The sequence below is a fragment of the Plantactinospora sp. CNZ320 genome (genome assembly GCF_002846275.1).
In genome coordinates this window covers 1,679,777-1,692,109 of the sequence record NZ_PJMP01000001.1, presented here as the reverse complement: position 1 = coordinate 1,692,109, position 12,333 = coordinate 1,679,777, and the positions used below count along the sequence as shown (strand labels likewise).

The window sequence follows — 12,333 nt, the reverse complement described above, 5'->3', positions numbered from 1 at the left end:
CTACCAGGTTAGGTGTGAGCGATAACATACGCGGTACATCCAATTGCGTCAATCAACGGCGCTGCTGCCGCGCAGGCCGGAGACCCGGCACGAAGAGCAGTGCGACCGTCCTCATTGGTGCGAGCCCGCGTCCGGGCCACGACCTTGATCGCGAGGATTGATGGGGGCAAATCGATCGTGTAAGGTGAGCCCACCCCGGACAGCCTGACGATCCGGGCCGGCGGCGCGCGTGTCTCGGAGCAGATCGGGGCAAGGCCCACCGAGCGGCCGGGGTGACTATCTGATGAATGCGCGGCCGAGGGGGCTGCGACCACCCGAATCAGGCGATCGTCCTCATGTGCGGCTCGTAGCTGTCTACACGTGGGGCGGCAGGCCTTTCGGCCCCTTCGGCGTGTTGCGCGAGGCGATACGAAGGAGGCGAAAACCATGGAGGACAGTCCGCTGCGGTCTCGGCGCGGCTTTCTGGGGATGGGTGTGGGGCTGCTCGGCGCGGCCGGTCTGGCCGCGTGCGGAGACACCACGCCGTCGACCCCCGCTGTGCAGGCCGAGGTCCCGAAGGAGTTGATCGACGCCGCGGCGTCGTTGAAGGGCTCCTCGATGGGAATGCTGTCGCAGAAGCTGTACTCGGAGGCGGCGAACGGTGCGCTCGACAGCTCGATCAAGAAGTTCGCCGACACCACCGGTACCAAGATTGACAACAGTCTCGTCCAGGCCGACGCCGGTGACGTGGTGGCCAAGATCCACGCCGAGGTCGAGGGCGGCGTTGCGCGGGACCTGGCGTTCATGACCGACTCGCGTTTCGTCGCCCAGTTCCAGGCGCTGGGCGACCTGGAGGACGTGACAGACGTCGTTCAGGCGCTGACGGCCAGGTACGGCGAGCCCACGGCGGAGTCCAAGAACTTCTGCGTCTTCGACGGCAAGTGGTACGCCATCCCTTACCACTTCATCGGGATCGGGTCGTTCCTGCGCAAGGACTGGATGCAGGACAAGGGCATCACTCCCAAGGACATCTACACCTGGGAGGAGTTGCGAGACCTCTGCCTGGCCATCTCCGATCCGGGCAAGCGCCGGTTCGGCTGGGGCATGACCGTGAACCGGTCTGGTGACGCGAACGGCCTCATCGAGGCGGTGATCAACTCGTACGGCGGGGCGATCGCCTCCAACGACGGCCGGAAGGTCACCTTCGACTCGCCCGAGACGGTGCAGGCGGTGACCTTCCTGGCCGACATCTACACCAATCCCAAGTACAAGCCGATGCTGCCGCCCGGGGTGGCTGCCTGGACCGACTCCAGCAACAACGAGAACTGGCTCGCCGGGATCCTCGGCTACACCCGCAACCAGCTCAGCGTCTACGCGGACTCCAAGACCAAGAAGAACCCCGTCTACGACAGGACCCACGTCTTCGCCGACTGCATCGGGCCGGCCACCGACAATCCGCTGCTGCTCGGCCAGTCCCAGGCCTTCGTCATCTTCAAGGGCGCCAAGAACGCCCCGCTCGCCAAGCTCCTGGCGCAGTACCTGGTGAGCGCGCCCGCGCTGCTCGGGGTGGCGAAGGAGGCGCCCGGCCTGGCGCTGCCCGCCTGGGAGAAGGTCTGGGACGCCGACCCGTTCTTCACCGGTGGTGACCCGGCGTTCCCGATCATGCGCAGAATCACCGAGCAGTCGCTGCCGCTGACCACGAAGAACGGCCTGAACTTCCCGCAGAAGGCCAGCGCGGGCCAGCAGGCCGCCGTCGGGGCGTACGTGCTGACCGACATGATGCAGCAGGTCATCCAGGGAACGACGCCCGCGCAGGCAGTACGCGCCACCCACGCCAAGATGGTGCAGATCTTCACCCAGCAGGGGCAGCCGCAGTGACATCGGTCCGTCCGGCGCCGACCCCGGTGACGAAACGATCCTCGCCGCCGGGGTCCGGCTCCCTCACACCGGTCCAGCGCAGGCTGGGTCGCGACTGGCGGCTGGCGGCACTGTTCGTGGCGCCGATGGCCGTACTCGTCGGCGGGCTCGTGCTCGTACCGATCGCCTGGTCGATCTTCACCAGTACGACGGAACGGCACGGGCAGGAGAGCGTGTTCGTCGGCCTTTCCAACTACATCGCCCTGGCCGGCGACGAGCAGTTCCGCACAGGCGTGGTGAACTCGTTCGTCTTCACCGCGTACGCCGAGGTGTTCAAGGTGGTGCTGGGGCTGTCCGCCGCCCTGCTGCTGCACAACCTGCGCCGTGGCCGGGCCGTGCTGGCCGGGCTGCTCCTGTTGCCGTGGGTGGTGCCGACGGTGGTCACGGCATTCAGCTGGCGCTCGCTGCTCGACCCGATCTTCGGCAGCGTCAACATGCTGCTCACCGAGTCGGGGATCGGGCCACTGCTGGCAGAGGCGCACCTGGTCGACACCTGGCCCGCAGGCTGGCTGTCCGAGGCGTCGCTTGCGATGCCGTCGGTGATCCTCGTCAACGTGTGGAAGGGGGTGCCGTTCTTCACCGTCGCGTTCCTCGCGGGGTTGAAGGCCATCCCGGCAGACCTCTACGAGGCGGTGACCGTCGACGGCGCCTCGTCGTGGCAGCGGTTCCGCCACGTGACGCTGCCCGGACTGCGCCACGTGATCACCGTGACGGTGACGCTGTCGTCGATCTGGACGTTCAACAACTTCGACCTCATCTGGTTGCTGACGCAGGGCGGCCCGGGGGACGCGACAGCGCCGTACGTGCTTGTCGCCTATTCGAAGGCGATCCTGCAACTGCAGTACGGCGCGGGTGCGGCGGTCACCCTCGTGATGTTGCCGGTCATCGGCGGGCTGGTGTTCATCCTGGTCCGGCTGTTGCGCCGGGACGCCGGCGCCGAACTGCCCCGACGGGCCCGGCTGGCGGAGCGGGCGGGGAAGGCACGCAGGGTGCTGCCGTGGGCCATCGCCCTGGTACTCACCGGTCTGCTCGCGGTGGCCTCGCCGCACATCGTCTGGAAGGCGGCACTGGTTCTCGGGGTGATCCTGCTGGTCGTGGCGGTGGTCGGCCGGCTGGTCTCGGCGCTCCAGGCCTGGGGACGCCGCCGGGCGTCGTCGGTGGTGTCGAAGCTGGGGTCCGGTCTGGCGATGGCCGCGTTGCTCTTCTTCGTGCTCGCCCCGCTGTACTGGATCGCGGTCACGGCCTTCAAGTCCGAGGGTCAGATCGTCATGCGCGAGCACGACCTGTGGCCAACGCCGTGGACCATGCAACAGTTCACCGATCTCTTTGCCACCAAGCCCTTCGGTCGCTGGTATCTCAACACCGTGCTGGTTTCCGCCGCCTCCACCGTGGTGGCGCTGGTCTGTGCCGCCCTGGCCGGCTACGCGCTGGCCCGGCTGCGGTTCCGTGGGGCGCAGAGTTTCACGGTCACGGTGCTGATCACGTACGTGATGCCGGGCGCGCTGCTGTTCATCCCGCTGTACCAGTTGCTCATCGGGGTGCGGCTCACCGACTCGCTCTGGTCCCTGGTGGTGACGTACCCGACCTTCACGCTTCCGTTCGCCACCTGGCTGCTGGTGGGGTACTTCTCGTCGATCCCCATCGAGCTGGAGGAGGCCGCGCTTGTCGACGGCTGCACCCGCCTCCAGGCGTTCGGCCGGGTGGTGCTGCCGCTGGCCAAGCCGGGACTGCTGGCGGTCGCGCTGTTCACCCTGACCAACGCCTGGAACGAGTTCCTCTTCGCCTTCGTGTTCATCACGAAGGACGAGTACAAGACGCTTCCGGTGGGGATGCAGTCGATGATCATCGGGGACGTCGTACCGCAGGGGCAGCTCGCCGCGGCGTCGCTGCTCGTCAGCATCCCCGTGGTGCTCATGTACGCCTTCGGGCAGCGGTTCCTGACCGAGGGGCTCACCGCAGGCGCGGTGAAGGGCTGACCCGGGATGCCGGCCACAGCCTCACCGGCTCCTGCGAACGACGTTCCGCTTTGTGGGACACCCTCGCCGGAGGGGCGTCGACCGACCGGGCGCGGTGTGGTCGGCGGGGCTGGCCCCTCCGGTGTCCCGGAGGGCCAGAACTGTCACGCTGAACTGCCAACTTGCCACCCAGACGCAAGGGCCGGCCCATCCGGCGGGGGTGGCCCGAGCCATTGGCGGCAGCGTCAATCGGATTGGCATGGTGTACCGTCCTCAGGGAAGGCGTTCCAACATCGCGAGGGTGTGGTAGTCGACGCCTGCCTGTGGAGGAATCTGATGACGCCCAGCAGCTATCTGTTCGTTCCCGGTGACGCTCCGGACAAGATCACCAAGGCGGGACGGACCGGCGCGGGCGCGCTCATCCTCGACCTCGAGGACGCGGTGGCGCCGCCGAAGAAGGCGGTCGCCCGCGAGAACGTGGCCAGAGCGGTCGGCGACGGCGCGGACCGACCACAGACGTGGGTCCGGGTCAACCAGGAGCCGTTGCTCGCCGAGGACATCGCCGCGGTCGCCGGGCCCGGCATCGCCGGGATCGTCCTGCCCAAGGCCGAGCCGGAGCTGCTGACGGCGGCAGACAGCCTGCTGGCGGAGGCCGAGCGCCGGCACGGTCTGGCAGACCGGACCCTGGCCGTGATCGCGCTTGTGGAGACCGCGCGGGGGGTGTTGTCGGCGGCGACGCTGGCCAGCCATCCCCGGGTGGTCCGGCTCGGGATCGGCGAGGCGGACCTGATCGGCGAACTCGGCCTGCGGCCCGGACCCGAGCGCACGGAGATGACGTCGATCCGGCTGGGCATCGTGCTCGCGTCCTCGACGGCCGGGCTGGCCCCACCGATCGGGCCGGTGGAGACCGCGCTGGCCGATCTGGAGCTGCTCCGGGCGACGACCACGGCGCTGCTCGGGCTCGGCTTCCGGGCACGCACCGCACTGCATCCGCGCCAGATACCGGTGATCAACGAGGTGTTCACGCCGTCGGCGACCGAGGTGGCGCAGGCCAGGCGGATCGTCGCTGCCCTCGACGCGGCGGAGGCATCCGGCTCGGGGGTGGCCGTGGACGAGAATCAGCAGTTCATCGACCTTGCGGTGGTGCGATCCGCGCGGGAGATTCTGCTACGTCACAATGGCTCCGTCTGAGATTCCCCGGGCACGGCGGCCCCACGCGGCGCGTACGGTGTTCCAGTCCAGGAGGGCAGCGGTGGCCGTAACCGAGACCACGACAAACGATTCGGCGTTTCGTACCGTCAGCGGCGTCGAGCGTGCCCTGGACGTGCTGATGCTCTTCGCCGAGTCCGACCAGCCGACGCTCGGTGTCTCCGAGATCGGCCGGCAGATGGGCCTGTCGAAGGCGGTGGTTCACCGCATCCTGACCACGCTCTGCAGCCGACGCCTCATCGAGGTGGACGAGAACACCAGGCGGTACGTGCTCGGCCCGGCCGCGCTCGCCCTCGGCCGGGCCTTCCTCGACCGGGTGGACATCCGCGACCTCGCCCGTGAGCCGATGCGCCGGCTGAGCCGGTTCGCCAACGAGACCTCCACCCTGTCGATCAGGGTGCGCCACCACCGGATCTACGTCGACCAGGTGGCACCGGCCCGGGACGTCCGGATGACGGTCCAGGTCGGCCATCCGTTCCCGTTGCACGCCGGCAGTTCCTCCAAGGCGTTCCTCGCGTTCATGACGCCGGCCGAGCAGGAGGCGTACCTGACCGAGGCCGCGCCGCTGGTCGTGATGACCGATCACACAATCGTCGACGCCAGTCACCTGCGCGACGAGCTGCGGATCACCCGCGAGCGGGGGTACGCGGTGTCGTTCGGCGAGCGGCAGGCCGGTGCGGGTTCGGTAGCCGCTCCGATCCTCGACCACGACCGGGTACCCGTCGCCGTGCTGAGCATCTGTGGCCCGGTCGAGCGGATCCGGGGCCGTATCGACCAGCTGGCCTCCGCTCTGCTTGCGGAGGTACGCGGCATCTCGGTCCGGCTCGGTGGCGAAGGGCTCTGACCTTCCGTCGCGGGGCTCGGCGACCTTCCGACGCGGGCTCGAACCGGCGCTTCGCTACCCGGCGGAAGACCGGTTGGTGACGCCGTGCCGCCACACGTGACCGGGTGGGCTCCGGGGACCGGCCGGCATGCTGATCCTGACCTGCCCATTCGGCCCCCTGTGGCACCGTGGCGGGTGCGATAGGTTCCGACCATGTCTCTATTGAGAGAACTCTGTTCCGCTCAGTGGAACAAATGGGCGCTCCGATGATCACCCAGGCCGGGCCGAGCGCCCCACTGCGGGTCGGAGTCGTCGTCCCGCCGGCGAACCCGACGGTCGAACCGGAGCTGTACCGACTGCTGCCGCCCGGCGTCGTCCCGCACGTCGCCCGGCTGCCCGCCCTGCCCGACCTGGACATGGCCGACCGGCTGGCGCACTACGTCGACGATGTGCTGCCGGCGCTGGACACCCTGCGCGGGCTGGCTCCGACCGCGGCGTTGGTGGCCTGCACCGGCTCCTCCTATCCGCTCGGCGTCGACGGGGACGCGGCCTGGAGCCGGGACGCCGGCCAGCGGCTCGGTGCTCCCGTGCTCACCGCCGCCGGGGCGATCCGCACGGTACTGTCCCGCCTCGGCATCCGCTCGCTGGTGCTGGTCTCGCCGTACCCGTCCTGGCTGACGCGCCGCTGCGCGCAGTTCTGGAGCGACGCGGGTCAGCTGGTACGTGAGGTGGTCGAGATTCCGGGGAGCGGCGCGATCTACGACCTCGGTCCGGACCGTATCCAGGGCGTACTCGATCGGGTGCTCGCCTCGGTCCGCGTGGCTGATCCGGGCACGGCGCTGCTGGTGGTCGGTACCGGCGCCCCCAGCCTGGCGGCGTTGGACAGCCGGGCCGGGGCAACGGAGATCCCGTTGCTCTCCTCGAACCTCGCCGGCGCCTGGGCGTTGCTGGAGACGACCGGGCATCCGGAGCGGGCCGGTGACTCGTCGAGCACGGCGCTGCGACGGCTGGCCGAGCGGCTCACCGCGGCCTGAGCGTCCGTCCGGGCCGGCTCTCCGGTGCGGGCTTGCCGGGTGCGCTGATCCGGGTGCGCTGGTCGCCGGACGGTATCGCCCATCTTGGAACGCAGGACCGCTTAGCGGAAGGCTTTGCGGCATCCGTCCGGTGCCGTGCGCCGCCTCGGCGGTCGCGTTGCGGCGGTGGGCGCGGATACCCCGCCGGTGCCGGGCGCCGGGGCGTGGCAACGCAGCCGGCCTATCCTTCCACAGATGTAGATGCCTGCTCAGACGGCTGTTGACGGACGCCGCGCGCAGGTGTCCCGGCGCGTGCCAGACCGCAGGTCAACGGCGCGGGTGGGCCACGAATCCGCTGGTTGCAATCGTGATCGAAACCTTGACGGATCTTCAGGTGAGCCCTACTGTCTCCTCAACAGATACGGCGTTTCTATTAGCGGAACGATGTTTGCCCTACGGTGCGCGGCGGACATCCCGCTCCGGCACGATCCGCTCGCGGCTCAGAGCCGGCAGCACGTTCGGCGGGACCAACCAAGCTGAAGAATCGGGAGTGTGTTGTGGCCATCGCGCCCTATGGAGTCGCGTGTATCCAGTCGCCCATCCGGCAGATCACCGACGCGAACGACCGCGACGAGGTCATCCAGACGAACACCAACCGCATCCTGTCCCTGCTCGACTACACGACGGGACGCTTCGGCCGTGCCAAGGTGGCGCTGCTGCCCGAGTTCTCGTTGCAGGGCTACGACCACTTCGACACGGTCGAGGAGATGCTGGCCGTCTGCGTGACGATCCCCGGACCGGAGATCAACAGGTTCAGCGCGGTGGCCGCCGAGAAGGGCATCTACATCGCCGGCAACGCCTTCGAGGTCGACCCGGACTGGCCCGGGCGCTGGTTCAACACCGCGTTCCTCATCGACGACCGCGGCGAGGTCATCCTCAAGTACCGGAAGATCCACTGTGGCAGCGTGACCGGCCGGGCCACGAACACCAGTCCGGGCGACGTGCTCTCCGAATACCTCGACCGGTACGGGCTGGACGGGTTGTTCCCGGTGGCGGACACGCCGCTGGGCCGGATCGGGATGATGGTCTGCTACGACGTCACCTTCCCCGAGGTGGCCCGTTCGCTGATGATGCGTGGCGCGGAGCTGATCCTGCACCCGACCGGTGAACCGTACGGCGCGCACCGGCCGGCGTGGCGGCGCGCGAAGGCGACCCGGGCCTACGAGAACAAGGTCTACCTCGCCTCGGCCAACCACGCGGCGTACTACGCCAAGACCGATGACGGCGTCTGGACCGACGCGCCGGACCTGGCGTTCGCGCGACGCCAGAGCACGGCCATCCCGCCGAGCATGCGTTCGCACGGACACTCCGAGGTCATCGACTTCAACGGCACGACGATCGCGGAGATCGGCGGGCCCGGTGAAGCCACGGTGATCGGCACCATCGATATCGAACGACTGCGTTTCGAGCGCAACAGCATGGGCCTGAACTTCGCCGCACAACTGATGCCGGAACTGTTCGCGCATGTTTACCAGACCGCGCGGCACCGTCCGGTCGACCAGTGGAAGGACGCTCCTATCCAGCACTGGCAGGAAGGGCGTGAGCTGCTTCGCAGGTCGATCGACGGATTGCGTGAACGAGGCAGCATCAAGCCCTCCATCTACAGCAGCTAGTCCGGCTCAGAAGACCGGTGCACTGAACGGAGCCTCGCATGGCATCAAGGTCCGCTATGTATCAGAAGTCCGCCGTGCCGGCCCGAAAGGGCGGGCGCTGGCGGGCTCTGGTGGAGCATCCGCGGTTCGCGTGGATCTCAACACCGGTCCTGGTAGTTTTCTTCATCGTCCTGTGGGACCTCTACGCGGTCATCGCCGACATGTCGAGCTTCGTCCTTCCCCGGCCGAAAGAGGTCGCGGTGGCGTTCAGTGAACAGATCACCACGCCATTCGTCTGGACCGGCCACATCTGGACGACGTTCTACGAAATCGTGTTCGGCCTGCTCCTGGCCTGCGTCCTCGGTATCCCCCTGGGCTTCGTCATCGGTAAGTGGGAGCTGCTGGAGCGGATGACCCGCCCGTTCCTGGTCGCCTCCCAGGTCGTACCGATGATCGCGTTGATCCCGCTCTTCCTGCTGTGGTTCGGCTTCGGGTCGTTCTCGAAGATCGTCATCGCCGCACTGAGCGCGTTCTTCCCCTTCCTCATCAACACGGCATTCGGCGTCAGGTCGATTCCGAAGCCCCTCAACGAACTCATGCTGTCGCTGAAGGCGAGTCAGTGGGAACGGTTCCGCAAGCTGGAACTGCCCTACACCCTCGCCTACACCATGGCTGGTGCCCAACTGGCCATCGTCACGGCGACGATCGGTGTGATCGTCGGCCAGTACCTCGGTGGTAACCAGGGACTCGGCCGGTACCTCGTGATGCTGCAGAACGACCTGCAGATCGCCCGCGTATTCGGTGCGATCATCATGATCGCGCTTCTCGGCTTCCTCCTCTACTCGGCTGTTGTCGCGGTGAACCGTGTCCTGGTCCCGTGGCACGACTCGGTCAGAAACACCCGGCGCTGAGCACCAGCCGTCGGGTCGCGTTTCGCGACGAGAAGGGCTTCAGTCATGTCGCAGCACAGACCTCTCCAGAACAATATGAACGTTCCCTCCGCTTTCTCCCGTCGACGGCTCCTGGGCATGGGTGCCGGCCTCATGGCGGTTCCGCTGCTCTCCGCCTGCGGTGACGACGAGGAGACGCCGGGCGCCCCCGCCGGCGTCGACATGGTCAAGCAGACCGTGATGGCCCCGGCCGACTTCAGCGTCAGCTTCCTCGACATGCTCGTCTCCGCGCACCAGGGCTTCTTCGCCAAGGAGGGGATCGAGGCCGACCTGCAGAGCGGTACGGGCAGCTCCTCGGCCCTCCAGGCGATCATCGGCAACGTCGCCCACTACACCCGGGCCGGTCGTACCGCGTTGCCGGCGATCGTCAACGAAGGTGCTCCGCTCAAGGTGATCGCCACCGCGCAGCACAGCGACATCTGGGAGATCGGCTCGCTCAGCAAGAACCCGATCGCCGAACCCGGTGCGCTGCGCGGCAAGCGCATCGGCGTGGCGAGCGAGGGCGGCTCCACCGAACAGCTGGTCCAACTGCTGGCCGAATCCGCCGGGGTCAAGCGGGACGAGTTCAAGCTGATCGTGGTGGGCGTCGGCGCCGCCGGGTACCAGTTCATGCGCAAGGGCGACGTCGACGGCTGGATCGTGCACAACTACGTCCGCAAGGCCCTCGAGAAGGAGCAGGGCGAAAAGCTCACCGTGCTGGTGCCGGAGGATCACATCAAACTTGCCGGTTCGTCGTGGACGATGGCGGCCAAGACGGACGTCGGCGACGTACCGACCCGGTTCCTGCGCGGACTGCTGAACGGGATGCGGTTCGCCGTCGACGAGAAGAACCGCGACGCCGTCTTCGGGGCACTGCAGAAGTACAACGCGGAGGCCAAGCGCAAGACCTTCGACGAGCAGTTCCCGGCCCAGACCGACACCTGGCTGGCCAACAACGGCGTGGACGGGCTGCTCGACCTGGTCGAGGCGGACTGGGAGTCGACGCTCAAGCTGATGCACAGCGCCGGCATGATCAACAAGGTCGTCGACCCGAAGACGTTCCTGGACCGGTCCTTCATCGACAAGGCCAGGGCGTGAACGTCCTGACCGACGACGTACCGTCCGGCGGGCAGCCGCTGCCGGTGCTCGACGTACCGGTTCTGATCGCTGGCGGCGGGCCGGTCGGCCTGTCGCTGGCGACCGAACTGGCCAGGCGGGGCATCGAGTGCGCCGTCATCGAGAGCCGTGAGTCGGAGACCGAGCACCCCAAGGCGACGCTCGTCGGTGCCCGGACCATGGAACTGTTCCGCCGGTGGGGGATCGCCGACGCCGTCGAGGACGCGGCGATCCCCCCGGACCACCCGTACTTCATCGTGTTCGCCACCGAACTGGCCAGGCACGAACTGCACCGTTTCCGGTCGGCGTCCCGGGTGGAGATGCACGGCGGGCCCGGCAGCCACCGGTTCCCCGAGGTCGAGTGGTCGCCGTACGGCAAGACCCAGATCGGGCAGCAGGCGCTGGAGCCGATCCTGCGGGCCCACCTCGCCGGGTACGAGTCGGCCCGCACCCTCTACGGCTGGACCCTGACCGGGTTCACCCAGGACGACTCCGGGGTCGACGCGGTCATCGAGCACCGGTCCGGCACCCAACGGCGGGTCCGGTCCCAGGTGCTCGTCGGCTGCGACGGGGGACGCAGCCTCGTCCGCAAGGCGCTCGGCGTGCGGTTCGTCGGGCGGGGCGCGATGCGGGACAACGTCAGCTTCCTGTTCCGCTGCCCGGACTTCATCGACGTGCACGGTCGCGGGCTGGCCAACCTCTACTTCACCCTGCACCCGGACAGCTTCGGCGTCTTCACCGCGATCAACGGCAGCGACCTCTGGAACTACCAGTACTACTTCCTCGACCCGGACAGGTCGACCCGGGACCTGGACGTGCACGACGTACTGGCCAGGGCGGTCGGCAAGCCGTTCGACTTCGAGCTGCTCAAGACCACCCACTGGAAGCACTACCAGTCGGTGGCGGACCGCTGGCGGGTGGGCAACGTCTTCCTCGCGGGGGACGCGGCGCACCTGTTCGTACCCACCGGCGGGCTGGGCATGAACACCGGCATCGGCGACGCCTGGGACCTGGCCTGGAAACTCGAGGCACACCTCGGCGGGTGGGCCGGTGACCACCTGCTCGACAGCTACCAGACGGAGCGCAAACCGATAGCCATCCGCAACGGCCTGCTCTCGGCGATGAACTCCGACCGGCTCGACATCGTGATGGCCGAGACCGACCGGGCGGTACTGGCACCGGGCCCGGAGGGTGAGGTGGCCCGTACCGAACTGCGCGCCAAGGCCGAATGGGTGTCCCGCCAGTTCAACAGCGCCGGGCTGCACCTGGGGTACCGCTACGCACGGTCCCCGATCTGCGTACCGGACGGGACACCGGAACCGCCGGACGATCCGATGCGGGTGATCCAGTCGAGCTGGCCGGGCTGCCGGGCGCCGCACGCGTGGGACACCGAGGGGGTCAGCACGCTGGACTACCTCGGCAACCGGTTCACCCTGGTCATGGCCCCGGAGGCCGACGAGGCCGCGGCCGGCCCGCTGCTGTCGGCGGCCCGCGCCGCCGGCCTGCCGATCACGTCCGTGCGGCTGCGCAGCGACGCCGCCGCGGCCCGCTACGAGCGCCGGTACGTGCTGGTCCGTCCGGACGGGCACGTCGCGTGGCGGGGGGACACCACCCCCGAGCGGCCGGACGAGGTCGTCGACGTAGTGCGCGGAGCCCGGCGCGAGCCACTTCCGAGCACGCCCGTGCCTGATCGCGACCCCGTCGGCAGCACAGTCTGACCGGCACCGACACCGTGACCTG

General features: G+C 68.4%; 9 protein-coding genes. All 9 read left to right on the top strand.

Annotation, left to right across the window (positions count from 1 at the left end):
- The first annotated feature begins 426 nt into the window (after positions 1-426).
- Complete coding sequence (locus CLT71_RS07325; RefSeq protein ID WP_101366439.1) at positions 427-1,857, top strand: extracellular solute-binding protein; 1,431 nt, start codon at positions 427-429, stop codon at positions 1,855-1,857.
- Positions 1,858-1,883: 26 nt separating this feature from the next.
- Positions 1,884-3,872 (top strand): ABC transporter permease, encoded by a 1,989-nt coding sequence (locus CLT71_RS07320; RefSeq protein ID WP_486483112.1) that lies wholly within the window; start codon positions 1,884-1,886, stop codon positions 3,870-3,872.
- Between the two features lie 315 nt (positions 3,873-4,187).
- Complete coding sequence (locus CLT71_RS07315) at positions 4,188-5,042, top strand: HpcH/HpaI aldolase/citrate lyase family protein (protein ID WP_101366437.1); 855 nt, start codon at positions 4,188-4,190, stop codon at positions 5,040-5,042.
- A gap of 61 nt (positions 5,043-5,103) precedes the next feature.
- Positions 5,104-5,904 carry an IclR family transcriptional regulator gene (locus tag CLT71_RS07310; protein WP_199187540.1) on the top strand — a complete coding sequence of 267 codons (801 nt, stop codon included), beginning with the start codon at positions 5,104-5,106 and terminating at the stop codon, positions 5,902-5,904.
- Between the two features lie 233 nt (positions 5,905-6,137).
- The gene (locus CLT71_RS07305; RefSeq protein ID WP_101366435.1) at positions 6,138-6,917 is read left to right on the top strand and encodes an aspartate racemase/maleate isomerase family protein; all 780 of its coding nucleotides are present in this window, start codon (positions 6,138-6,140) and stop codon (positions 6,915-6,917) included.
- A gap of 536 nt (positions 6,918-7,453) precedes the next feature.
- Positions 7,454-8,569, top strand: a complete 1,116-nt coding sequence (locus CLT71_RS07300) for a nitrilase-related carbon-nitrogen hydrolase (RefSeq protein WP_158242199.1) — start codon at positions 7,454-7,456, stop codon at positions 8,567-8,569.
- Between the two features lie 56 nt (positions 8,570-8,625).
- Positions 8,626-9,459, top strand: a complete 834-nt coding sequence (locus tag CLT71_RS07295; RefSeq protein ID WP_158242198.1) for an ABC transporter permease — start codon at positions 8,626-8,628, stop codon at positions 9,457-9,459.
- Between the two features lie 132 nt (positions 9,460-9,591).
- Positions 9,592-10,575, top strand: coding sequence for an ABC transporter substrate-binding protein (locus CLT71_RS07290; RefSeq protein ID WP_158242197.1), 984 nt, complete (start codon positions 9,592-9,594; stop codon positions 10,573-10,575).
- A complete protein-coding gene (locus CLT71_RS07285) occupies positions 10,572-12,311 on the top strand; it encodes an FAD-dependent monooxygenase (protein ID WP_158242196.1) in 1,740 nt (579 codons plus the stop codon). The genes CLT71_RS07290 and CLT71_RS07285 overlap by 4 nt, the downstream gene beginning before the upstream one ends.
- The last annotated feature ends 22 nt before the right edge of the window (positions 12,312-12,333 follow it).